The sequence below is a fragment of the Streptomyces sp. NPDC043878 genome, from assembly GCF_056435735.1.
The window spans coordinates 208,180-230,681 of sequence record NZ_JBWKDW010000004.1 but is presented as its reverse complement, the minus strand read 5'-3'; the positions used below and the strand labels follow the sequence as shown (position 1 = coordinate 230,681).

20 protein-coding genes and 2 pseudogenes are annotated in these 22,502 nt (G+C 72.1%); 12 read left to right on the top strand and 10 right to left on the bottom strand.

The features are described from left to right. Window positions 1–194: 194 nt before the first annotated feature. The 5 genes and pseudogenes from AC07AZ_RS08755 to xylB form a co-directional block, all read right to left on the bottom strand. A complete protein-coding gene (locus AC07AZ_RS08755) occupies window positions 195–1,472 on the bottom strand; it encodes a winged helix-turn-helix domain-containing protein (RefSeq protein ID WP_478845259.1) in 1,278 nt (425 codons plus the stop codon). Between the two features lie 217 nt (window positions 1,473–1,689). Then, complete coding sequence (locus AC07AZ_RS08750; RefSeq protein ID WP_478845257.1) at window positions 1,690–2,289, bottom strand: N-acetylmuramoyl-L-alanine amidase; 600 nt, start codon at window positions 2,287–2,289, stop codon at window positions 1,690–1,692. Window positions 2,290–2,327: 38 nt separating this feature from the next. Beyond that, a pseudogene (locus AC07AZ_RS08745) lies at window positions 2,328–3,120 on the bottom strand (acetamidase/formamidase family protein). A gap of 219 nt (window positions 3,121–3,339) precedes the next feature. Then, window positions 3,340–4,563, bottom strand: a complete 1,224-nt coding sequence (locus AC07AZ_RS08740; RefSeq protein WP_478845255.1) for an ROK family protein — start codon at window positions 4,561–4,563, stop codon at window positions 3,340–3,342. Between the two features lie 38 nt (window positions 4,564–4,601). Further along, the gene (gene xylB, locus AC07AZ_RS08735) at window positions 4,602–6,047 is read right to left on the bottom strand and encodes a xylulokinase (RefSeq protein WP_478845253.1); all 1,446 of its coding nucleotides are present in this window, start codon (window positions 6,045–6,047) and stop codon (window positions 4,602–4,604) included. A gap of 182 nt (window positions 6,048–6,229) precedes the next feature. On the opposite strand from xylB, the gene xylA reads away from it, so the two are divergent. The 4 genes and pseudogenes from xylA (at window position 6,230) to AC07AZ_RS08715 (ending at window position 8,771) form a co-directional block, all read left to right on the top strand. Beyond that, window positions 6,230–7,396, top strand: a complete 1,167-nt coding sequence (gene xylA, locus AC07AZ_RS08730) for a xylose isomerase (protein ID WP_478845251.1) — start codon at window positions 6,230–6,232, stop codon at window positions 7,394–7,396. Window positions 7,397–7,737: 341 nt separating this feature from the next. Beyond that, window positions 7,738–8,037 (top strand): hypothetical protein, encoded by a 300-nt coding sequence (locus tag AC07AZ_RS08725; RefSeq protein ID WP_478845249.1) that lies wholly within the window; start codon window positions 7,738–7,740, stop codon window positions 8,035–8,037. A gap of 240 nt (window positions 8,038–8,277) precedes the next feature. Further along, window positions 8,278–8,421 (top strand): annotated as a pseudogene (locus AC07AZ_RS08720) (acyl-CoA desaturase); the annotation flags it as partial. A 167-nt stretch (window positions 8,422–8,588) separates the two neighbouring features. Further along, window positions 8,589–8,771 carry a hypothetical protein gene (locus tag AC07AZ_RS08715; protein ID WP_478845247.1) on the top strand — a complete coding sequence of 61 codons (183 nt, stop codon included), beginning with the start codon at window positions 8,589–8,591 and terminating at the stop codon, window positions 8,769–8,771. A gap of 195 nt (window positions 8,772–8,966) precedes the next feature. On the opposite strand, the gene AC07AZ_RS08710 is transcribed toward AC07AZ_RS08715, so the two are convergent. Continuing rightward, window positions 8,967–9,806 carry a hypothetical protein gene (locus tag AC07AZ_RS08710; protein ID WP_478845245.1) on the bottom strand — a complete coding sequence of 280 codons (840 nt, stop codon included), beginning with the start codon at window positions 9,804–9,806 and terminating at the stop codon, window positions 8,967–8,969. 134 nt (window positions 9,807–9,940) lie between these two features. Then, entirely contained in the window at window positions 9,941–10,237 is a 297-nt protein-coding gene (locus AC07AZ_RS08705) for a hypothetical protein (protein ID WP_478845243.1), read from the bottom strand. Window positions 10,238–10,335: 98 nt separating this feature from the next. On the opposite strand from AC07AZ_RS08705, the gene AC07AZ_RS08700 reads away from it, so the two are divergent. Beyond that, window positions 10,336–11,232, top strand: a complete 897-nt coding sequence (locus AC07AZ_RS08700; protein ID WP_478845241.1) for an oxygenase MpaB family protein — start codon at window positions 10,336–10,338, stop codon at window positions 11,230–11,232. A 28-nt stretch (window positions 11,233–11,260) separates the two neighbouring features. Here the strand turns inward: AC07AZ_RS08700 and AC07AZ_RS08695 are convergent, their stop codons facing one another. After that, window positions 11,261–11,860, bottom strand: coding sequence for a class I SAM-dependent methyltransferase (locus AC07AZ_RS08695; RefSeq protein WP_478845239.1), 600 nt, complete (start codon window positions 11,858–11,860; stop codon window positions 11,261–11,263). A gap of 152 nt (window positions 11,861–12,012) precedes the next feature. Here AC07AZ_RS08695 and AC07AZ_RS08690 point away from each other — a divergent pair, with 152 nt between their 5' ends. The 7 genes from AC07AZ_RS08690 to AC07AZ_RS08660 all read left to right on the top strand — a co-directional run bounded on the left by AC07AZ_RS08690 (window position 12,013) and on the right by AC07AZ_RS08660 (window position 19,052). Further along, window positions 12,013–12,804: an MHYT domain-containing protein gene (locus AC07AZ_RS08690; protein WP_478845237.1), complete on the top strand. Its 792-nt coding sequence runs from the start codon at window positions 12,013–12,015 to the stop codon at window positions 12,802–12,804. A 45-nt stretch (window positions 12,805–12,849) separates the two neighbouring features. Beyond that, a complete protein-coding gene (locus tag AC07AZ_RS08685; RefSeq protein ID WP_478845235.1) occupies window positions 12,850–15,381 on the top strand; it encodes a sensor histidine kinase in 2,532 nt (843 codons plus the stop codon). After that, window positions 15,378–15,815, top strand: a complete 438-nt coding sequence (locus tag AC07AZ_RS08680) for a roadblock/LC7 domain-containing protein (protein WP_478845233.1) — start codon at window positions 15,378–15,380, stop codon at window positions 15,813–15,815. The genes AC07AZ_RS08685 and AC07AZ_RS08680 overlap by 4 nt, the downstream gene beginning before the upstream one ends. A 21-nt stretch (window positions 15,816–15,836) precedes the next feature. Beyond that, window positions 15,837–16,244 (top strand): DUF742 domain-containing protein, encoded by a 408-nt coding sequence (locus tag AC07AZ_RS08675; protein WP_478845231.1) that lies wholly within the window; start codon window positions 15,837–15,839, stop codon window positions 16,242–16,244. Between the two features lie 236 nt (window positions 16,245–16,480). Further along, window positions 16,481–17,104, top strand: a complete 624-nt coding sequence (locus AC07AZ_RS08670; RefSeq protein ID WP_478845229.1) for a GTP-binding protein — start codon at window positions 16,481–16,483, stop codon at window positions 17,102–17,104. Between the two features lie 355 nt (window positions 17,105–17,459). After that, window positions 17,460–17,873: a roadblock/LC7 domain-containing protein gene (locus AC07AZ_RS08665; RefSeq protein ID WP_478845227.1), complete on the top strand. Its 414-nt coding sequence runs from the start codon at window positions 17,460–17,462 to the stop codon at window positions 17,871–17,873. 126 nt (window positions 17,874–17,999) lie between these two features. Beyond that, window positions 18,000–19,052: a DUF6397 family protein gene (locus tag AC07AZ_RS08660; protein WP_478845225.1), complete on the top strand. Its 1,053-nt coding sequence runs from the start codon at window positions 18,000–18,002 to the stop codon at window positions 19,050–19,052. 27 nt (window positions 19,053–19,079) lie between these two features. On the opposite strand, the gene AC07AZ_RS08655 is transcribed toward AC07AZ_RS08660, so the two are convergent. Beyond that, window positions 19,080–19,946, bottom strand: coding sequence for an acyl-CoA thioesterase (locus AC07AZ_RS08655; RefSeq protein ID WP_478845223.1), 867 nt, complete (start codon window positions 19,944–19,946; stop codon window positions 19,080–19,082). Between the two features lie 19 nt (window positions 19,947–19,965). Then, on the bottom strand, window positions 19,966–22,479 hold the full coding sequence (locus tag AC07AZ_RS08650; RefSeq protein ID WP_478845221.1) for a DEAD/DEAH box helicase: 2,514 nt from the start codon (window positions 22,477–22,479) through the stop codon (window positions 19,966–19,968). Window positions 22,480–22,502 lie beyond the last annotated feature (23 nt).

Genomic DNA, 22,502 nt, shown 5'->3' with positions numbered 1-22,502 from the left:
TGGACGGATGAATCGTTGGGAGGTTGGGCTGGACAGAGAGGATGAACGGTGGCCGGCTGAAGGGGGACGGATCAACGGGTTGACGACTGCCCGGGCCGGGGGAGCGGAGGCGGGCAGCCGACAGTCGGTCCGCCGATCGGTCAGTCGGCCAACCGGTCTGCCGATCACACTAGGTCGACCGGTCCGCCGCTCGGTCAGTGGTTCGCGGGACCCGGCCGCCGCGGCGGTGCCGTCAACTCGGCTTCCAGGGCGGCCAGCCGGGACCGCACCGAAGCAGTCGGACGCACCGCGGCGAGTGCCCGCCACACGTCGACGTCGTCCTCGCCCCAGGTCGCGTGCGCCCAGTCCGCCAGCAGGTCGGGATCGCGGCGGGCGATCAGCGCCGACCGCAGCCCGTCGGCCAGCCGGCGCCTGAGCCGTACCACGGCCGGGGCCTGGGACGCGGGCAACAGAGGACCCGGGTAGGCCGCGGCCGCCGCGGTGACCGCACCGCTTCGCAGCCGTCGCTCCACGGCGTCGACGTCGGACTCGACCGGCACCGTCAGCCGATAGGGCCGTGAGGCCAGCAGCCCGGCGCCGAGCACCCCGCGCAGCCGGGCCATCTCGACCCGAAGTGTCACCGGCGTCACCGACTCGTCCTCGTACAGCGCGCACAGCAGCTCGTCCCCGGTCAGGCCCTCCGGGTGGCGGGCCAGCAGCACGAGGATCTCGCTGTGCCGCCGGCTGAGTCTGAGCCCTCGGCCGCCAACGGTGAACCGCGCCTCGTCACGGCCCAGCGCGGTCAGCCCCGGACCGTCCGTCGCCTGCCGTACCGGGAGGAGCAGCGCGAGCTGGGACTCGGCGGCCCGCGCCACAGCCTGCACGAATCCCAGACTGTGCGGATGCGCGAGCCCGTCCCCGCCGGTGACGTCCACGGCGCCGAGCACCCGGCCGGTACGCGGGTCGTGCACGGGAGCGGCCGCGCAGGTCCAGGGCTGCACGCGCCGGATGAAGTGCTCGGCCGCGAAGACCTGCACCGGCCGGTCCACGGCGACCGCCGTGCCCGGCGCGTTCGTCCCGACGGCCGACTCGGCCCAGCGCGCGCCCGGCACGAAGTTCATCCGCCCGGCCTCACGACGGGTCGCCGGATGGCCCTCGACCCACAGCAGTCGGCCGTGTTCGTCGCACACAGCGAGCAGGTGCTCCCCGTCGGCCGCGAACGTGCCCATGAGTTCACGGAACAGCGGCATCACCCGCGCCAGCGGATGCTCGGCCCGGTAGGCGCCCAGGTCGCCGTCGGTGAGTTCCACGTCGGCGGTGCCGTCCGGTCCGACACCGGCCCGTGCGGACCGCCGCCACGAGTCGGCCACCACCGACCTGACCGGCCGCGGCACAGTGCCCGCGGCGGCGAACATCTCGTGCGCGCGGCGCAGCATCCGGACGCGCTCGGCGGGATCGGCCCCCGGCTCCAGGGCCACCCATGGCTCGGTCAACTCGGCCTCCCCGACGGCGATGCGGTTGGGGACATCGTCACTCCGGGGCGGGACGCCGACAACCTCTGGGACGCCGCCGTCCGAACGGCTGGACGCTTGTGGTCCGAATGGCTCGACATCGCCCGTTCGAGCAGCTGCACCTCGGCCGTCCACGGTGACGCGACAAGGCAGGCCGGCCCGAGGTGAAGTCGACCGGGCTCAGGCGAAGCCGATCGTCTCAGGCGAAGTTGACCAGTCTCAGGTAACCAACCCAGTCCCAGTTCGGTCCCGGGTCGGTGTGGTCGGAGCCCGGTACCTCGTGGTGTCCGATGATGTGGGCCCGGTCCTTCGGGATGCCGTAGGTCCGGCAGACCGCCGCCGTGAGTCTGGCGGACTGCTCGTACATGGCGTCGGTGAAGTAGGCGGGCTGGTCCACCCAGCCTTCGTGCTCGATGCCGATGCTGCGCGTGTTGTAGGTCCAGTTCCCGGCGTGCCAGGCGACGTCGGCCTCCCGGACGCACTGCGCCACATGCCCGTCCACCGAGCGGACCAGGTAGTGTGCGGACACCTGCTTCTGCGGGTTCTGGAAGATGGACAGCGTGTCGCCGTACGTCTCCTGCGTGACGTGGATGACCACCCGGTCCACGGGATAGGCGCCGGGGCGGTCGGAGACCGTGTAGTTGGACTGCGTGGCCGGCTGCCACTCGGCCGGCGGGTAGTCGACGGCCCGCGTCCCGGCCCCGGCCTTGGCCTCCGGGAGCAGGGCGTACGGGACGGCGGCGAGTGCGGCCCCTCTCAGCAGCAGGCGTCTGGTGAGTTCGGGTCGTGCGCGTTCCATGGACGATTGCCTCTCGACATGGGGAGGACGAGGTCTGTTCAGCGCCGCGGCGCTGCCGCGGTGTCCCGCAGGCGGGCGTGCAGTCCGCGGTGTGTCTCGCGCGAGGGGGAGCCACTCCTTGCGGAGCTTGGCCACGCAGGTGTGATTGGTGTCGGGCACCTTGGCCAACGGGGACTCCACGGTCTGGGTGGCGAACTGGTACGCGTCCATGTCGCTGAATCCGTGGTCGCGCACGAGTCAGTGCACCAGATCGAGCTGGGATATCCGGAACGCGTGCTCCAGTGGGCGCGCCGAACCCGTCGGGATGACGCGGGTGTCCGACTCGATACGCGGCCACGGGGTGGCGAGGCCCTTGAGCAGTTCGATGTTCACCATGGTGTTCATGGCGCACTCGACCGGGACCCCGCAGGTTTCCCCCTCGCCCTGCCGGGCGTGTCCGTCGTCGAGGCCGAGCAGCGCGCCCACGACGTTGACCCCGAGACAGCAGGTGACTCCGGCGCGCGTCTCCGGGGTGTGCAAGTTGCCGCCCTGGGCGTCGGGCATCAGAGCCGAGCGAACCTCCGGGTGCGCGGTGACCAGGCCCACCGTGCCGTGCGTGGGGTCCAGGGGCGGCTCGACCTCGAACTCACTGTCGCGGGCCCGGAACCGCCCGGTGCGGCGGCTCCGGTCGAGCTGCCAGATCCAGACGTGTTCCGGAAGGGCAGGCTGGAGCGTGGCCGTGGTGTACGTCGAGGTGAGGCCGCCGAAGATGCGGGTCACGAACCTGGCGCCGAACGTCCAGGCGTACTCGTGGGATTCGGGCCTCACGGTCAGGACGTGGGGCTCGCTCATCGCCGCACCGCCGCGTTCCGCGCAAGTCCGGTGGTGCGCCGGGAGACGTCCCGTGCGTCTGTCTCCGCCATGTGATTCCCCCTCGTACGCGCGGCACCTGGACGCCGCCGGTCGGACGGGTCGGGTGCGCCTCACGTGAATCACGGTACGGCCACTGCGGGTTGGTCAGAAGGACGTGCCACGCTTCCGTGGACAGCCGGTGGATTGTGGAGAACTTGCTCACCCGATCGGGTGAGCGGCCCGTTCCGCCACCGCCGCCGGATCGTCCAGCACCCCCCGCACCACCGAGTGCGCGGCCCCGAGCAGAGGGCCCTCGGGCCCCAGCCGCGACACGCTCACCGGACAGGCGGGCCCCGCCGTGCGCCGGTCCAACTCGGCCTGCAGGGAGGGGAGCAGCCAGGGTGCCAGCCCGGACAACGCACCGCCGAGCACGACGCTCTCGGGGTCCAGCAGGTTGACCGCCCCGGTCAGAGCGACACCGAACGCCTCCCCGGCGTCGCGCAACGCCCGCCGTACGTCCTCGTCGCCGTCCGCCGCACGCCCCGCGAGGAGTCCGACGCGGTCCTCGCCCGGCGCCAGGCCGGCCGCGCGCAGCACCGCCTCCTCGCCGGCGTACTGCTCCAGACAACCCCGTCCGCCGCACGGGCACGCGGGCCCCTCCGGGCGGACCGGCACGTGCCCCAACTCGCCTGCGAAGCCCCGCGTTCCGCGCAGCAGTCCTCCGCCCACAACGAGCGCCGCGCCGATGCCGATCTCCGCGGACACGTGCAGGAAGTCGCGCGGGGTGCCCTCGCCGAGCCAGAGTTCGGCCAGGGCGCCGAAGTTGGCCTCGTTGTCCACGGTCAGCGGGAAGCCGAACGGCAGCAGGGCGCCGAGGTCCGTGTCGTGCCAGCCGAGGTTCGGGGCGCGCACCACGGTCCGGGCGTCGCGCGCCACCAGTCCCGGCACGGCCACCGCGAGCCCGGCCGGCCACAGACCCTCGCGTTCCGCCTCGGCGACGACCCGGCGCACCAGCCCGGTGAGGGACTCGACCACCGGTTCGGGGGAGCTCCCGCGGTTCGTGCCGTGCCGTACGGCCCTGGCCCGCACCTCACCGCGCAGGTCGACCGCGCAGACCGCGAGATGGTCGACGCCGACCTCGGCGCCTATGCCGGCCGGACCGTGTCCGCTGACGGCGAGTGCCGAACCCGGCCGGCCCACCCTGCCGGGTCGCTCGGGGCCCAGTTCCTCGATGAGGCGCGACCGGATCAGTTCCTCGACCAGGGTGGACACCGCCGCCCGGGTCAGACCTATGCGTGAGGCGACAGCGGCACGCGAGAGCGGCCCCTCCGCGCTGACGGTGTGCATCACGCGCGCGAGGTTGCGGCGGCGCATGCCCTGCTGGGTGTCCGGCAGCGCGCGACCGGGACCGGCCGGGTGGGCCTCGTGTAGCGGTGCGGTCATGCCGGTCAGTCCTCGGTCGGTGTGCGTGTGCGTGCCCGTCAGTGCGTGTCCGTGCCGCGTGCCAGCAGCGGGGCCGCGTCGGAGAGTACCCCGGCGATCCTGGCCAGCGTCGGCTCGTCCCGCTCCACCGCGTCGAGCACGGGGCCGGCGGCCGTGTTCCAGCGCCGGGCGACCGCGGCGGGGTCCTCGCCGGTCAGGAGGGCGGCCGCCTGCGCCGCGGCGCCGAGCGCGACCAGTTCCCGGGCCTCGGGCACCTGCACCGGACGCCCGGAGAGCCGTCGCACGGTCTGCTGCCAGGCCGTCCCGCGGGCGCCGCCGCCGATCAGCAGCAGCGGGACCGAGCGGTCCGCGTCCTCGTCGATGACCAGGTCGAGGGCGCCCAGCAGGGAGTGCACGGCACCGTCGTAGGCGGCCTGGAGGAGCTGGCCGCCGGTCGTGTCGTGGCGCAGTCCGTGCAGCAGTCCGGAGGCGCCGGGCAGAGCGGGGGTGCGCTCGCCGTCCAGGTAGGGGAGCAGGGTCACGTCGGCGGTGGGTTCCACGGCCTCGCGGTCGAGCCCCAGGAGAGCCGCCACGCGGTCCACGGCGAGGGTGCAGTTCAGGGTGCAGGCCAGGGGCAGCCAGTCGCCAATGGCGTCGGCGAAGCCGGCGACCGTGCCGCTCGGATCGGCGGGGCGCCGCTTCGAGACCGCGTACACCGTGCCGGAGGTGCCGAGGCTCAGCACCGGCGTGCCGGGGCGCAGGCCGAGGCCGAGGGCGGCGGCCGCGTTGTCGCCGGTGCCGGCGGCGACCAGGGTGCCCTTGGAGAACGGCAGGTCGTGACTGTCGCGCACGGTGCCCGCCACCTCGCCGGGACGTACCACGCGGGGCAGCAGTGCGGCGTCGAGGCCCACGCGCGCGAGGATGTCGTCGTCGTACGACTCGGTCGCCGACGCCCACCAGCCGGTGCCGGAGGCGTCGCCGCGGTCGGTCGTGCCGAGGCCGGTGAGGCGCTCGGTGAGGTAGTCGTGGGGGAGGCGCACGGCCTTGGTGGCGCGGACCGCCTCCGGCTCGTTCTCGGCCAGCCAGGCCCACTTGGTGACCGTGAAGGACGGGCCGGGCACACTCCCGACGCGCTCGGCCCAGGCCTTCGGGCCGCCCAGTTCCTCGATCAGACGGCGGGCCTGCGGTGCCGAGCGCACGTCGTTCCACAGCAGCGCCGGTCGTACCGGTTCGCCGTGGCCGTCCAGGGTGACGAGGCCGTGCTGCTGGCCGCCGATCGACACCGCCGCCGCCTCGTGCGCCGCGTCGCCGCACTGGTGCAGCGCGTCGCACAGGGCGTCCCACCACTGGCGTGGATCGCTCTCGCGGCCCGCGCCGGTGGAGACGGTGTGCGCCGCCTGGCCGCTCGCCACGACCTGGCCGGTGGACGCGTCGACGACCAGCGCCTTGGTGGACTGGGTGGACGTGTCCACGCCGACGACGAGCGGACCCTCGGCTGCTGACATCGGGCTCTCCCTATTTTTCCGCGGCTCCGCGGGGACCTGACCTGGTGTTTTCGGGGACGCCCGGGCTGCGGTGCCCGGACCTCACTCCTTCAGGGACATCTTGTCCCTTCCCAGGGAAGCGTGGGCATACTAATTTGTAAACTGCCATGACGAAATAGTCGGAGCAAGCAAGGAGCCGCGGCATGAACTACCAGCCCACCCCCGAGGACAGGTTCACCTTCGGCCTGTGGACCGTCGGCTGGCAGGGAAGGGACCCGTTCGGCGACGCCACCCGCCGAGCCCTCGACCCGGTCGAGACGGTGCAGCACCTGGCCGGGCTCGGCGCCCACGGTGTGACCTTCCACGACGACGACCTGATTCCCTTCGGGTCCTCGGACACCGAGCGCGAGGCGCACATCAAGCGCTTCCGTGAGGCCCTCGACGCGACCGGCATGAAGGTGCCGATGGCGACCACGAACCTCTTCACGCACCCCGTGTTCAAGGACGGCGCTTTCACCGCCAACGACCGCGACGTGCGCCGCTACGCCCTGCGCAAGACGATCCGCAACATCGATCTGGCGGCCGAGCTGGGCGCCGAGACCTATGTGGCCTGGGGCGGCCGGGAGGGCGCCGAGTCCGGGGCCGCCAAGGACGTGCGCGTCGCCCTCGACCGCATGAAGGAGGCCTTCGACCTCCTCGGCGAGTACGTGACCGAGCAGGGCTACGACCTGCGCTTCGCGATCGAGCCCAAGCCGAACGAGCCGCGCGGCGACATCCTGCTGCCCACCGTCGGCCACGCCCTCGCGTTCATCGAGCGCCTGGAGCGCCCGGAGCTGTACGGCGTGAACCCGGAGGTCGGCCACGAGCAGATGGCCGGGCTCAACTTCCCGCACGGCATCGCGCAGGCGCTGTGGGCCGGCAAGCTCTTCCACATCGACCTCAACGGCCAGTCCGGCATCAAGTACGACCAGGACCTGCGCTTCGGCGCGGGTGACCTGCGTGCGGCCTTCTGGCTCGTAGACCTGCTGGAGACCGCAGGCTACTCCGGCCCGAAGCACTTCGACTTCAAGCCGCCACGGACCGAGGACCTCGACGGCGTGTGGTCGTCGGCCGAGGGCTGCATGCGCAACTACCTGATCCTCAAGGAGCGTGCGGCCGCTTTCCGCGCCGACCCGGAGGTCCAGGAGGCCCTGAGCGCCTCACGGCTGGACGAGCTGGCGCAGCCGACGGCCGGGGACGGTCTGAAGGCGCTGCTCGCGGACCGTGCGGCCTTCGAGGAGTTCGACGTCGAGGCGGCCGCAGCGCGCGGGATGGCGTTCGAGCGCCTCGACCAGCTGGCGATGGACCACCTGCTGGGCGCCCGCGGCTGAGGGCACGCGAGCGCGGGCGTGCGCCGCGGACCTTTTCGCGGCGCGCGCGGCGGGGGGCGACCCCCGCGTGGAATGCTCCGGAATCATGCGTTCCACGGCATGACTGAGTATCAACTCCCGTGCGGGGGTCGCGCTCTGCCGGATCCACCGCGACGCTTGGCGGTATGGCCATGCCCCCCGTACCGCCTCAGCCGCCCGGGCCACCGGGCGTCACGCCGCCGTCGGGCGGCGGTTTCGGACCGCCTCCGCAGTCGTACGGTGACTGGGCACCAGGTCCGCCCGACGGCCCACCCGGGCGCAGCGGTCGCCGCGCCCCTCTGTTCGTTCTCCTCGGCTTTCTCGTGGCCGCAGCGGCTGTCGTCGTCGTGGTGATGATGGGCTCGGGAAACGACGACTCGCCCCACGGGAAGTCGTCGCCCGGCAACGGGGCGAGCGCGAGCCGCTCTCCCGGATCGTCACCCGCCTTCCCGACCGAACTGCCCAGCAGCCTGCCCTCACAGCTGCCGAGCGGGCTGCCCAGTGACCTGCCGAGCGGCCTGCCCAGTGACCTGCTGAGCGACCTGCCCAGTGACCTGCTGAGCGACCTGCCCAGCGATCTGGAATCGCTCGTGCCGTCCCTACCGACCGACGCGCTGCCGTAGGCCGCCGGCGTCCTGCCGTGCGACGGCCGACGTGCCGCCGTGAGCGCGGCGGGCGTCTTGCCCCGACGCGGCTCCGGGCCTCGGACGCCGTGCGGCAGCCGCACGTAGGTCCCGGTCGTCTCGCTGCCGCTGTCGACCAGCCGGCCCTGCGCGTCGACCGCACGCGCACGATCAGTGGAAGCCGCCCTCCTGGTGACCCGCATCGCGGGCTACGCGACGCTGCTGCTCACGTCCATGTCCCCGCATCTCCGCCTCGTCCACCCTCTGGTGCGCGACCACTGCCAGGAGTTGGATGTCCCGTATGCGGAGACGGGACTCCTCGACTCCTGCAGGCAGGCGCTGCGCCACATGCACGCGGTGGGGCAGCCGCCCCGGGCGGAGTAGGCACCGGGCGGGTGACCGCCCACGAGGCGGGCGAGCGAACCCGGACCCGCGTGCCCCAGTAGGGGTTCATCTCAGGGGCGTCTCAGGGTCGCGGTTCGGAACCATGCGAAGCACGAAGCCGTTTTTCTGAGCAGAGAGCGGCTGTGGCCGCGGAGGAGGCGACGCATATGTCGAAGAACGCGAAGATCGCCGCAGGGGGTGTGGCGGTCGGGCTGATCCTGCTGATCTGGCTGCCCTGGTGGGCCGCGCTCCTGATAATTTTGGGGGTTCCGGCGGCCGCGTACCTCACGCTCGACCCCTCGCAGCGGCGCAGGCTGCGCCGCGTCACACGCAAGGAGCTCGGCCGCTGACGCACCCCGGCCCCGGCGCGCCACCCCGCGCGCGGCGCACCGGCGTCCGGGGCGACGCAAGGCGGGACCGGAAGGTCGTAGGACCGGCAGGCTGGGGGCCGACAGCCGGCACTGCGAACCCCGCCCCGATCCGCACCAGGAAGGATCCCCGCCGCGATCCGCACCGGGAAGGACCGGGGCGGAACCGCAGCGCCGTCAGCTGGGACGTACGGCCATCTTGTCGAGCGCTTCGAGGAGCGCCGGCAGCTTCGGCCCCCGGCCCACCGGCAGCACCTCACCGGGCTCCTCGTCGAGGAGTACGAAGGCGATGTCGTCGGTCCGGGCCACCAGCGACCAGCCGGGACCGTCCGCGCGCAGGATCCGGGCGTCTCCAGAAGCGAAGGAGGACCGGACACGACCGAGGGGCGGCGGAGTGTCCAGGTACGCGCGCGCCTCGGCGAGCACCCGCTGCACGCTGCTGAGGCCCGCCTTGCCGGCAGGGACCTGGTCCGTGTCCGCCGCGGCCCCGGTGGACCGGCCGCCCGGGCCGGGGAAGTCCGCTTCGTCGATCTGGTCCCGCCACACCGACCACCGCAGCGCGATCTCGTCGGCGCCCATGCGGCGCTGGGCCGGACCCCAGACGCTCGTGTCCGGCGGCGACAGCGGCGCCCCGTCCACCAGCTCGGGGCCGGGATCGTGCGGTGCGGGCACCCCCGGAGCCGCGACGGCGACAGCGAGGGGCCAGCCGGGCAGCGCGGCAACAACCGTGTGCTCCTGCGGCGACAGCTCGTGTTCCATGCCGCAGTCCCAGGACGCGATGGCGACCGCGACCAGCGAGACGTCGTCGATGACCACCGTCCAGCGGGCGCCTTCCCCGTCCTGGCCCAGCACCAGGCCGTACCCGTCGGCCAGCGGTGCCAGACCGAGTGCGGCGCAGGCTTCCGGATAGTCGTCGCCGAGGACGCTCGGGAATTTCGCAGGCGTCAGCAGTGCCGCCGTGAGCACATACAGCGCGTCGTCCGCGGCGGCGACGGTTTCCTCTTCCGTCCCTGCCATCCCAGCCTCCCCATCATTCGTCCAACCGCGCGCACCCTAGTGCGACCGGAAGTCGCTTGTCACGACCGTGCAGCACACCCGGAGCTGCGGTTTCCGGCAGGAAGGGACGAATCGACCATCCGCGCGGCGCGGATTCATACCGCCGGTAGCCCAAGGAGTGCTCGAGCCACCGTACGCGGCGACTCCTCCCGCGCCCGCGCGAGGGCCACGATCGCCCGGCACGCCAGCTCGTTCACCCCGAACGACAGCGCTTCCGGCGACACCCAGCCCGCCGCCTCGTCGATCCGTTCCTGGTCGTCCTCCGCGCAGGCCGCGACATAGGCGGCGGCCGCCTCGAACAGGTTGTGCCCATGAGTGTCCGGGCCGGCGTCCGTCCCGGTGCGCAGCGCGTCGAGGAATCCGGCGACGGACCTGCGGACCCTGGCGAGCATGCTGACCACCTTCCCTCCGCGTTACTGAGATCGCTCATCGTCCATGTCCTGTCACCCACCGTAGAGTTGGAGTTCCGGCGGCAGAAGGGGACGGTGCGGTGAAGCGCTACGAACGGCTCCGGCTGATCAGGGCGATGGACCCGGAGAGGGAGGCCTCGGAGATCTACCGGCTCAGTTCCGCCTACGAGTTCCCGTGGGACTACACCCGGGCCCTGGAACTCGCCCTGTACCGCACCTACGCCGTGCCGGGCATCGGCCGACTGCTCGCCGAGACGGCCGAGCTCACCCGGCGGCCCCAGAAACGCTACGACGACACCGCGCTGCTTCTCGACGCCGTCGTCGAGCACGGCTTCGACAGCGAACAGGGCCGTACGGCGATCCGCCGCATCAACCGGATGCACCGCGCCTACGACATCGCCAACGACGACATGCGGTACGTGCTGTGCACGTTCGTCGTGGTGCCCACGCGCTGGATCGACGCCTACGGGTGGCGTCGACTGTCGCGCCACGAGGTCGTCGCCTCCGCCGTCCACCACCGCACCCTGGGACGCCACCTGGGCATCAGGGACATCCCCGCCACCTACGAGGAGTTCGAGGCATGCCTCGACGCCTACGAGGAGGCTCATTTCGGCTGGGACGCGGAAGCACGGCGCGTCGCGGACGCCACGCTCTCCCTGATGGCCTCCTGGTACCCGAGCCCCCTGGCGCCGCTGCTGCGCGCCTCGACCCTCGCCCTGCTCGACGAGCCGCTCCTGCGGGCCTTCCGTTATCGGCCGCGGAGCGCCGTCACCCGCACCCTCGTGCGCCGCGCCGTACGGCTGCGGGGGCGCGCCGTACGCCTGCTGCCGCCGCGCCGGGCACCGCATCACGCCCGGCAGAACCGGCAGATCAGGTGCTACCCCGACGGCTACCGGCTGGACGAGCTGGGCACCCGTCCCACCCCCGGCCTGCGGGGCTGCCCCGTGCGCCACCTGGACGGACCGGCCGTCGACTGAGCTCCGGACCCGGGGCCGGTCCGGCGGTTCAGGTCGCGCGGGTGGCCAGTGCGAGGAACCGGGCGTCCTCGTCGACGTACGAGGTCATGTGCCACCCCGAAGCGGTCAGCAGCGGACGGAGGTTCGGCTCGGCGCGCAGATCGTCCGGGGTGAGCTGCCGGCCCTGGCGTGCCGCGAGCGCAGCCCTGCCGATCGGGTGGAACAGGGCCAGGGTGCCGCCCGGCCGCACCACACGGGCCAGTTCCCGCAGGTTGTCCACCGGGTGCGGCAGATGGGAGACGAGGCCCGCGCCGAACACCGCGTGCAGCGACCGCGACCGCAGCGGAAGGGCGGTGACGTCGGCGAGCAGCAGTTGTCCCTCCCCGCCGCGGCCGGCCTCGGCGGCGGCCCGCAGCATGGCGGGGGTCAGATCGGCGCCGACGACCACTCCGGAGGGCCCCACAGCGGAGCGCAGGGGCGGCAGGGCGCGTCCGGTGCCGCAGCCCGCGTCGAGGACCCGGTCGCCCGCCCGCAGCCCGAGGGCGCCGACCGCGGCCGCGTAGGCGGGGCCGTCGTCGGGGAACCGGCTGTCCCAGTCGGCGGCCCGGGCGGAGAAGAACTCCTGGACGTGTGTGTGGTCGTCGCTCATGCTCCGCATGATTCCTCACCGACAGGGATGACGCCTCGGCGCACACGTTCGAGCGTGCGGCGATCGTTCAGGCGTACAGCTGTGTCATGTTGCAACACCTTTCGAAATGCGCCCCCTTCATGCGCCCCTGACCCCGCTAGCGTCCCGGGGTCATGGGACACCTGGACCACGCCTCCTTCGGCTGGCTGACCCCCGTGCTGTCGTACGTGATGGCCTGCGTCGGCGCCGCACTGGGGCTGCGCTGCACCGTCCGCGCGCTCGGCGCCACCGGGCGCTCGCGCCGCAACTGGCTCGTCACCGCGGCCTCGGCGATCGGCACCGGCATCTGGACCATGCACTTCGTGGCCATGCTGGGGTTCGGCGTCACCGGCACGGACATCCGTTACGACGTGCCGCTCACCATCGTGAGCCTGCTCGTCGCCGTGATCGTCGTGTGTGCCGGCGTCTTCGCCGTCGGCTACGGCAAGGACCGCGCCCGCGCGCTCTTCCTCGGCGGACTCACCACCGGCCTCGGCGTCGCCAGCATGCACTACCTGGGCATGGCGGCGGTGCGACTGCACGGCGCCGTCAGCTACGACCCCGTCCTGGTCGCACTGTCCGTCGTCATCGCCGTCGTCGCGGCGACCGCGGCCCTCTGGGCGGCCCTCAACATCAGGTCGCCCGTCGCCGTCACCATCGCCTCGCTGATCATGGGCGCGGCGGTGACGAGCATGCACTACACCGGGATGTTCGCGGTGGCCGTGCGCGTCACGCCCTCCGGCGCACCCCTGCCCGGGGCCACCGCGATGCAGTTCATCTTCCCGCTCGCGGTCGGCCTCGGTTCGTATCTGTTCCTGACGTCGGCCTTCGTCGCACTCTCGCCGACCTCGCGCGAGCGCGCGGCGTCCGCGTCGGCCCAGCAGTCCGTCCACGGCGCCGTTTCGCAGGGTGCGACGAACGCGTGACGGCTCCGACGGCACGTCCCCGACCCACTTCCGAGCGAGGAGGCCATGCGTACACCGCGTAGGACCCCCACAGCAGGCGGCCAGACACCGTCGTCGCCACCGGTGCGCGGCCGCCGCGCGCACGCCGGACCACCGGCCGACGAAATGCCGGACGACCCCCTGGACGCGTCGCCCGACGACATACCCGCGCGCGTGGGGCACTGGCGGATACGGCCGCGTACCGTCCGAGCCAAGATCGTCTGTCTGCTGATGGTGCCGGTCGTCTCGCTGCTGGCCCTGTGGGCGTTCGCCACCGTCAGCACGGCCCAGGACGTGTCCCGGCTGCGTCAGTTGCAGCGTGTGGACGCCGAGATCCGCTCGCCCGTCGCGCACACCGTGGCCGCCCTCCAGGCCGAGCGCGAGGCCGCGGTACGCCGTGCCACCGACCCCTCAGCCGTCCGCGGCGAGGACCTCAGAAGGCTGGCGCGCGACACCGACCGGGCGGTGGCGGGACTGCGGCTCGGCGACGACACCACCATCGCCGACGGCGGCGAGGCACCCGCCGGGGTGGCCCGGCGCCTGGAGGCTTTCGTCACCGGAGCCGAGCGACTGGGCCCGCTGCGCGCCGCGGTGCTGCAGCGCCGCGTGGGATGGCGTGAGACCTACGGGCGGTACACGACGGCGATCGCGTCCGCCTTCGGGGTGGGTGGCGCCCTCACTGGTATCCAGGACGCCGAACTCGGGTCCGACGCGCGCGTGCTGCTGGAGTTCTCCCGCGCGGGCGAGGCACTGGCCCAGGAGAACGCCGTGCTGTCGGGCGCGCGACTGACCGGGGGTCTCTCCGGCGAGCGGCTGCGGCTGTTCACCGGCGCCGTCGACACGCGCCGCGCCTTCACCGAGGCCGCCGTCGCCGACCTGCGCGGCCCCGAACGGACAGCCTGGCAGACGCTCGCCGTGGGCGACGCCTACACGGCCGTGACCACGTCGGAGGACAGGGTCCTCGCCGGAACCCCGGGCACGCGTGCCCTCGCGGCGGCACCAGAGGCCGCCTGGAACAGCGCTCACGCAGCCGTGCGGGACGGCATGCGGACCATCGAGGCGGACGCGGGCAGCGGGGTCGCCGACCGGGCCGACCCGTTCACCCGGGGTCTGCTCACCCCGGCGGGCGCCGCGGTCTTCTTCGGCCTCCTCGCCGTCGCGGCGTCTCTCGTCATCTCGGTGCGCATCGGCCGGGGTCTGGTCATCGAACTGGTCGCCCTGCGCGACAGCGCGCTGGAGATCGCCCGGCGCAAGCTCCCCGAAGCCATGGGGAGACTGCGCGCGGGTGAGGAGATCGACGTAAGGGCGGAGGCCCCGCCCGGGCCGCCCGCGGAGGACGAGGCCGGGCAGGTCGCCGAGGCCCTGGGCACCGTGCACCGCGCCGCGCTGCGGGCGGCGGTCGAGCGCGCCGAACTCGCCGGCGGCATCTCCGGGGTCTTCGTCAACCTCGCGCGGCGCAGCCAGATCCTCGTGCACCGCCAACTGGGCCTGCTCGACAGCATGGAACGTCGCTCCGACGACCCGAACGAGCTCAGTGACCTGTTCCGGCTCGACCACCTCACCACGCGGATGCGGCGCCACGCGGAAAGCCTGATCATCCTCTCCGGAGCGGCCCCCGGTCGGGCCTGGCGCGTGCCGGTCTCCCTGACCGACGTCGTGCGCGCCGCGGTTTCCGAAGTCGAGGACTACGCGCGCGTGGAGGTACGGCAACTGCCCGACGCGTCCGTCCTCGGCGCCGCCGTCGCCGACCTCACCCACCTCCTGGCCGAGATCATCGAGAACGCGGCACAGTTCTCCCCGCCCCACACCCGGGTGCGCGTCACCGGCGAGCCCGTCGGCAACGGCTACGCCGTCGAGGTGGAGGACCGGGGCCTGGGCATGGGCAAGGAGACCCTCGCCGACGCCAACCGGCGCATCGAGCAGTCCGAGGCACTCGACCTCTTCGACAGCGACCGGCTCGGCCTGTTCGTGGTCAGCAGGCTCGCGGCCCGGCACGGCATCAAAGTGCACCTGCGCACCTCTCCCTACGGCGGCACCACAGCCGTCGTCCTGCTGCCCACCGCGCTGCTGCACGCCGGCCCCCCGGAGCGTTCCACCCGCCGGACGGCCGACGCGGAGCGGTTCGCGGACCACGACCACGCGCGCGTGCCACGCGCGGAACGGGTGCACGAGCCCGTCCCTGCGTCCGCCGGCCGGCCCGCGCTGGTGGCACCCGCGGCCGCCGCGGCCAGGACCACCGGCGACACCCCACCTCCCGGAGTCACCACCTTGCGACTGCATCGCCCGCCGGACGACGCCGGCGAACCCCGGGAGTCCGAGGACCTCCCGCGCCGGGTCCGGCAGGCCAGCCTGGCTCCCCAGCTGCGGAAGCGGCGCGCGGAGGAACCGGCCGACGCAACCCCCTCGCGCGGTGACGACGCGCGTACCCCGGAACTGGTGAGGGACCGCATGACGGCGTACCGCGACGGCTGGACGCGTGGCGGCGGAAGACGGCCTGGCCGCGCCGCCGCCCCGGACTTCCCGGCCGGCACAGACAGCAGTGAAGGAGATCGCGAGTGATCCAGGACCCGAGCATGAGAGCCGCGCAGCCGTCCGGCGAACTGGACTGGCTGCTGGACGACCTCGTGCTGCGCGTACGGGAGGTACGGCACGCCGTGGTGCTGTCCAATGACGGACTGGCCGTGGGCGCCTCGACCGACCTCGAACGCGAGGACGCGGAACATCTCGCCGCGGTGGCCTCCGGCTTCCACAGTCTGGCCAAGGGCGCCGGGCGCCACTTCGGTGCGGGCGGTGTGCGCCAGACCATGGTGGAGATGGACGACGGTTTCCTCTTCGTGGCCGCCGCCGGCGACGGCTCCTGCCTCGCCGTCCTCACCGCTGTGACCGCCGACATCGGTCTGGTCGCCTACGAGATGGCGCGGCTGGTCAAACGCGTGGGTGAGCACCTGTACACCGCGCCGCGGATCGGCGCGCGGCCGCCCGCCGCCGGCTGACGCGGAAGGCGGTCCGCAGACATGACCGAGGGCATGAGCAACGTGCCGCGCGAGCCGGGCAGTCAGTGGTACGACAACGAGGCCGGCCCCTTGGTCCGTCCGTACGCGATGACGGGCGGCCGTACCCAACCCGGCCCCTCGGGGGCGCGGTTCGACCTGATCGCCCTCGTCACACTGGACGCGGGCGGAAGCGGGGAGGACACCGCGCTCGGGCCCGAGCACCGGGCTCTGCTCGACCTGTGCCGCACGGAGACGCAGTCCGTCGCGGAACTCGCCGCCGGCGCGGACCTGCCCGTCGGCGTGGTCCGGGTGCTCCTCGGCGACCTGCTGGAAGGCGGCCGCGTCACCGTGAGCCGCCCGGTGCCCCCCGCACAACTGCCCGACGAACGGATTCTGCGTGAGGTGATCGAAGGGCTACGGGCCCTGTAGATGCACGTTCACGACCACCCCGGCCCGTTTGGCGCCGAGTCGCGCACCCGCCGGGAAACACAAGGGATACGACTCGGTCACATCGGGCAATTTGCGGTCGTACTCACCGCGGGCGGGGCGCAGTTGTCATGATGCTGACTTCGCGTACACACAGCCGGGCCGCGCGCGGACGTTCCGCCGGTGCGCGGCCCCGTACGGACGTCGACCGTTGCCGGCACTCCCGAGAGAAGTGATCGATGGTCTCCGAGCACTCCGAGCACTCCGAGCACTCCGACGCCGCGGACGGCGACACGGCCGCCCTGGCACTGAAGATCCTCGTCGCCGGTGGATTCGGCGTGGGCAAGACCACCCTGGTGGGCGCCGTCAGTGAGATCAGGCCGCTGCGCACCGAGGAACTGCTGAGCGAGGCGGGCCAGTTGGTGGACGACACCGACGGCGTGGACCAGAAGGTCACCACGACCGTCGCGATGGACTTCGGCCGCATCACCATCCGCTCCGGCCTCTCCCTCTACCTCTTCGGTACGCCCGGGCAGGACCGGTTCTGGTTCCTGTGGGACGAGTTGTCGCAGGGCGCCCTCGGCGCCGTGGTCCTCGCCGACACCCGTCGCCTGGAGGACTGCTTCCCCGCGGTGGACTACTTCGAGCACCGGCGCATTCCGTTCGTGGTGGCCGTCAACTGCTTCACGGGCGCCCGGTCCTACGGCTCCCAGGACGTGTCGAAGGCCCTCGACCTCGACCGGGGAACGCCCGTGGTCCTGTGTGACGCCCGTGACCGCGACTCGGGCAAGGAGGTCCTGATCCGCCTGGTCGAGTACGCCGGACGGATGCACACCGCCCGGCTGCTCGACTCGGTCGGCTGACCGGGTGAACCCCGGGTGCTCGGCCCCCTTCGGGGTGGCCTCGTCGTCTTCCACGACAGGGCGCGATCCGGCCGTCGCAGGCCGGATCGCGCCCTTTCCCGGTGACCCCGGAAGTGCTGAACTCCGCTTCGTTGCCGTCGAGTAGCCACCGGATCGGCGCCATCGAGGGGCTCCCACCAGCCCGAACGATCGCCGGGCTCCCGATGCCGGTGCGATGCGGCGAATGAGCCCGCCTCTCCCTCCTCGGTCATCTTCCGTGCCGTGCGCCCGTCCTCCTTGCCCGGTGGCCAGTCGTGGGGAAGGCTGGCCGCACATCCTCCGGCCGGGAGGAGTCGTCACACGGGGAGACGGGATCATGGCGCAGAGCCAAGGACTTGGCTGGTTGCTGGACGACCTGACAGAGCGCGTCGAACACGTACGGCACGCCCTGGTGCTGTCCAACGACGGGCTGGTGGCGGGCTCGAGCACGGGGCTGCGCCGCGAGGACGCGGAACACCTCGCCGCCGTCTCCTCCGGCCTGCACAGCCTCGCCAAGGGCTCGGGACGCCACTTCGGCGCGGGCCGCGTACGGCAGACGATGATCGAGTTCGACGACGCGGTGCTGTTCGTGACCGCGGCGGGAACCGGCAGCTGCCTGTGCGTGCTCAGTGGCGCGGAGGCAGACATCGGCCAGATCGGCTACGAGATGACACTGCTCGTCAACCGCGTCGGCGAGCACCTCGCAGTGGACGCGCGGCATCCAGAGCGCAGCTCGACGAACGACCTCTGACCTGCAGTTATTCTTGTCTCCGGGGAGTTATCCACAGGCCGCCACACGATTCGCCGAACCGGCTACGGTTTTTCCGAGGCGGGCGCACACGGCGCCGGCCACCCACACTCCACGGGGGAGACGACCATGTCCGGTAGCGCCGTCACGCATGCAGACATCACCACGCACGAAGCAAGCGTCTCGCACGAAGCAAGCGTCCCGCACGAAGGCAGTGCCACAGCCGGGGCGCGCGGCGGCACCCTCACCCCGGGGCGAGCGGCTCGTGAACTGGCCCTCAAGCGAACCGAGTTCGACGTAGCCGTGCACCTCGGACGCATCCGGACCGTCCCGGACGACGGAGGTGGGGGCCGGCGCGTGGCCAGGGGCGAGATCGACCGGCTGCGGGCCGAGGAGGGCTTCCCCGAGGCGCTGCGCAGGTCCGTCGAGGCCGTGGGCACGGCCGAGGGGGCCGCCTTGATGCAGGTGAGCATCCCCAGGTTCACGCGCCTCGCACGCCTGGGGCTGATCGTGCCCGTGCACTTCTACCTCAACCGGTACCGAGCCGTCGTCTGGCTCTACCCGGCCGAGGAACTGCGACGGTTCGCGACCGACGAGAAGAACGCCCCGCTGCTCACCGGGCGCATCCCCGAAGGCCTCCGGGACCAACTCGAGGCGGGCCTCGACCTGCGCCCCCGCAACTGGCGCGGCCGCCACCTGGGCCTGAGTCTCCGCCGCACCGACGAACCCTGGGCGCGGGCCGCGGTCGTCGCCTCCCTGCTCGACCCGGCGGAGGTCGCGGAGATCGTCGAGGACCCCGGCGAACGGTCCCGGCTCGACCGGTTGCGGCCGACACCGCCGGCGCACGGGTCACCGGGCTCGCCCGCCGCGTCCGTCGCCGACCAGATCATGACGGCGGACGACCCGGACGAGATCGCGTGGCTACGGGCCGATCTCACCAGCGCACTGGAGGAGGCACGCGAGTGGCGGCCCGCGCCACATCCCGCACCAGACCCAGGCATCCCGGCGCGGACGCCTGCCGCGCCCGCGGGGGAGCGACGCAAACCGTCACCGCAGCCGAGGCTGAATGCGCAGCCGAAGCCGAAGCCGAAGCCCAAGCCGCAGTCACAGGTGAAGCGGCGGCCGGTGGGCCTGCTGGAGCGGCTTCGTCGCGGCAGCCGACGTGAGGCGGTGGCCCGCTGAGCCGGGCTCGTCCAGGAAGCCCGTGACCTACAGCGCCCGGAACAGCCCTTCCTGGACGACGGACACGAGCAGGCGGCCCTCGGTGTCGTAGATCCGCCCGCGGGCCAGGCCCCGTCCGCCTGTCGCGATCGGCGACTCCTGGTCGTACAGGAACCACTCGTCCGCGCGGAACGGCCGGTGGAACCACATGGCGTGGTCCAGCGAGGCCATGTCGAAACCGCGCGGCCCCCACAGCGGTTCGACCGGGATACGGACCGCGTCCAGCAGCGTCATGTCACTGGCGTAGGTCAACGCGCAGGTGTGCACGAGCGGGTCGTCGCCCAGCGGTCCGACCGCGCGCATCCACACGGCGCTGCGCGGCTCGGCGTCCTTGACCTCGTCGACGGTCCAGCGCAGCCGGTCGACGTAGCGGATGTCGAAGGGCTGGCGGCGGGCCATGCGCTCCAGCTGCTCCGGGAGCGCACCCAGGTGCTCCCGGATCTCGTCGGTGACCGTCGGCAGGGACTCGGGGTCCGGGACCTTCCGGGCCGGCGGCAACTGGTGCTCGAAACTCCCCTGCTCAGGCTTGTGGAAGGAGGCGGTGAGATTGAAGATCGTGCGGCCCTGCTGCACGGCGGTGACCCGGCGCGTGGTGAACGACCGGCCGTCCCGTACACGCTCCACCTGGTACACGATCGGCACCCCCGGGCGGCCCGGGCGGAGGAAGTACGCGTGCAGTGAGTGCACCGGTCGGTCGCCCTCGGTGGTGCGGCCGGCGGCCACCAGTGCCTGGCCCGCCACCTGCCCCCCGAAGACCCGCTGGATGGACTCCTGCGGGCTCGGACCGCGGAAGATGTTGACCTCGATCTGCTCGAGGTCGAGCAGGTCGACAAGCCTCTCGGCCGGGTTCGTCATGGGTGCGCTTCTCCTGTGCTCACAGCTGGCCGACATCGGTGATGCGGACGATCGCACGGCCCTCGGCGTCGGAGGCCGTGAGGTCCACCTCCGCGCTGATACCCCAGTCGTGGTCGCCGTTCGGGTCGGCGAAGACCTGGCGAACGCGCCACAGACTGTTCTGCGGCTCCTCCTCGATCAGGAGCAGCTTGGGGCCGCGGGCGTCGGGACCGGTGCCGAGGTCGTCGTACTCGTCCCAGTATCTGTCCATGGCCTCGCCCCAGGCGTCGGCGTCCCAGCCGGACTCGGCGTCCAGCTCGCCGAGCTGTCCGACCTGGTCGAGGGCGGCGAGCTCCACGCGCCGGAACATGGCGTTGCGCACGAGGACCCGGAAGGCACGCGCGTTGGCGGTGACCGGCTTGACCTGGTCGGCCTTCTCCTGGGCCTCCTCCGCCGTCATCACCTCGGGGTTGGCGAGCTGCTCCCACTCGTCCAGCAGGCTGGAGTCGACCTGGCGCACCGTCTCGCCGAGCCACTCGATCAGATCCTGCAGGTCCTCGGACTTGATGTCGTCGGGGACGGTGTGGTCGAGGGCCTTGTAGGCGCCGGCCAGGTACCGCAGCACGATGCCCTCGGTGCGGGCCAGCTCGTAGACGGAGACCAACTCGGTGAAGGTGAGCGCCCGTTCGTACATGTCACGGACGACGGACTTCGGGGACAGCGGATGGTCGCCGACCCAGGGGTGGCTCTTGCGGTAGGTGTCGTACGCGTGGAAGAGGAGCTCTTCCATGGGTTTGGGGTAGGTGACGTCCTGGAGGCGCTCCATGCGCTCCTCGTACTCGACGCCGTCCGCCTTCATCGCGGCCACGGCCTCGCCCCGCGCCTTGTTCTGCTGGGCGGCGAGGATCTGCCGGGGGTCGTCCAGCGTCGACTCCACGACGGAGACCATGTCCAGCGCGTAGGACGGCGATTCGGGGTCGAGGAGTTCGAACGCGGCCAGTGCGAAGGTGGACAGCGGCTGGTTCAGCGCGAAGTCCTGCTGGAGGTCGACCGTCAGGCGGACGATACGGCCCTCGGCGTCCGGCTCGTCCAGCTTCTCCACGATGCCGCCGTCCAGCAGCGAGCGGTAGATGGCGATCGCGCGCCGGATGTGCCGCAGTTGCGCCTTGCGCGGCTCGTGGTTGTCCTCCATGAGGTGCCGCATCGCGTCGAAGGCGTTGCCGGGGCGGGCGATCACCGACAGCAGCATGGTGTGCGTCACCCGGAAGCGGGAGGTCAGCGGTTCCGGGTCGGAGCCGATGAGCTTCTCGAAGGTGCTGTCCGTCCAGCCGACGAAGCCCTCCGGCGCCTTCTTGCGGACGACCTTCCGGCGCTTCTTCGGGTCGTCGCCCGCCTTCGCGAGCGACTTCTCGTTCTCGATGACGTGCTCGGGGGCCTGGGCGACGACGAAGCCCGCCGTGTCGAAGCCGGCCCGTCCCGCCCGGCCCGCGATCTGGTGGAACTCCCGGGCCCGCAGCGTCCGTACCCGGTTGCCGTCGTACTTGGTCAGGGCCGTGAACAGGACGGTGCGGATGGGGACGTTGACTCCCACACCCAGCGTGTCCGTGCCGCAGATGACCTTCAGCAGCCCGGCCTGCGCGAGCTTCTCCACCAGGCGCCGGTACTTCGGCAGCATGCCGGCGTGGTGGACGCCGATGCCGTGCCGCACGTAGCGGGAGAGGTTGCTGCCGAACTTGGTGGTGAAGCGGAAGTTGCCGATCAGGTCGGCGATCTTGTCCTTCTCCTCGCGCGTGCACATGTTGATGCTCATCAGCGCCTGCGCCCGCTCCACGGCCTGCGCCTGCGTGAAGTGCACGATGTACACGGGAGCCTGCCGGGTCTCCAGCAGCTCGGTCAGCGTCTCCGTGAGCGGAGAGAGCCGGTATTCGTAGGACAGCGGGACGGGACGGGTCGCCGAGCGGACCACCGACGTCGGGCGGCCGGTGCGCCGGGTGAGGTCCTCCTCGAACATCGAGACGTCGCCGAGCGTGGCCGACATCAGGATGAACTGGGCCTGGGGCAGCTCCAGGATCGGGATCTGCCAGGCCCAGCCGCGGTCCGCCTCCGCGTAGAAGTGGAACTCGTCCATGACGACCTGGCCCACGTCCGCGTGCTTGCCGTCGCGCAGCGCGATCGAGGCGAGGACCTCGGCGGTGCAGCAGATGACGGGCGCGTCCGCGTTGACCGACGCGTCGCCGGTCAGCATGCCGACGTTCTCGGTGCCGAAGATCTTGCACAGCTCGAAGAACTTCTCCGAGACGAGTGCCTTGATCGGCGCCGTGTAGAAGGTGACCTCGTCCCGGGCCAGCGCCGCGAAGTGGGCGCCTGCCGCGATCATGCTCTTGCCGGAGCCGGTGGGTGTCGACACGATCACGTTCGCACCGGACACCACGTCGATCAGCGCCTCCTCCTGGTGGGAGTAGAGCGTCAGACCGCGCTCCCGAGCCCACGACTCGAAGGCTTCGTAGAGGGCATCGGGGTCGGCGGTCGGCGGCAGTTGATCGATGAGGGTCACGGACCCATCTTGCCTGCCCTCCT

Bases quoted from the DNA above. Each gene is read 5' to 3' on its own strand.
- AC07AZ_RS08750 (WP_478845257.1), bottom strand. From the start codon at position 2,289: ATGGAACGCGCACGACCCGAACTCACCAGACGCCTGCTGCTGAGAGGG.
- AC07AZ_RS08740 (WP_478845255.1), bottom strand. From the start codon at position 4,563: ATGACCGCACCGCTACACGAGGCCCACCCGGCCGGTCCCGGTCGCGCG.
- xylB (WP_478845253.1), bottom strand. From the start codon at position 6,047: ATGTCAGCAGCCGAGGGTCCGCTCGTCGTCGGCGTGGACACGTCCACC.
- xylA (WP_478845251.1), top strand. From the start codon at position 6,230: ATGAACTACCAGCCCACCCCCGAGGACAGGTTCACCTTCGGCCTGTGG.
- AC07AZ_RS08715 (WP_478845247.1), top strand. From the start codon at position 8,589: ATGTCGAAGAACGCGAAGATCGCCGCAGGGGGTGTGGCGGTCGGGCTG.
- AC07AZ_RS08710 (WP_478845245.1), bottom strand. From the start codon at position 9,806: ATGGCAGGGACGGAAGAGGAAACCGTCGCCGCCGCGGACGACGCGCTG.
- AC07AZ_RS08705 (WP_478845243.1), bottom strand. From the start codon at position 10,237: ATGCTCGCCAGGGTCCGCAGGTCCGTCGCCGGATTCCTCGACGCGCTG.
- AC07AZ_RS08695 (WP_478845239.1), bottom strand. From the start codon at position 11,860: ATGAGCGACGACCACACACACGTCCAGGAGTTCTTCTCCGCCCGGGCC.
- AC07AZ_RS08690 (WP_478845237.1), top strand. From the start codon at position 12,013: ATGGGACACCTGGACCACGCCTCCTTCGGCTGGCTGACCCCCGTGCTG.
- AC07AZ_RS08685 (WP_478845235.1), top strand. From the start codon at position 12,850: ATGCGTACACCGCGTAGGACCCCCACAGCAGGCGGCCAGACACCGTCG.
- AC07AZ_RS08675 (WP_478845231.1), top strand. From the start codon at position 15,837: ATGACCGAGGGCATGAGCAACGTGCCGCGCGAGCCGGGCAGTCAGTGG.
- AC07AZ_RS08670 (WP_478845229.1), top strand. From the start codon at position 16,481: ATGGTCTCCGAGCACTCCGAGCACTCCGAGCACTCCGACGCCGCGGAC.
- AC07AZ_RS08665 (WP_478845227.1), top strand. From the start codon at position 17,460: ATGGCGCAGAGCCAAGGACTTGGCTGGTTGCTGGACGACCTGACAGAG.
- AC07AZ_RS08660 (WP_478845225.1), top strand. From the start codon at position 18,000: ATGTCCGGTAGCGCCGTCACGCATGCAGACATCACCACGCACGAAGCA.
- AC07AZ_RS08655 (WP_478845223.1), bottom strand. From the start codon at position 19,946: ATGACGAACCCGGCCGAGAGGCTTGTCGACCTGCTCGACCTCGAGCAG.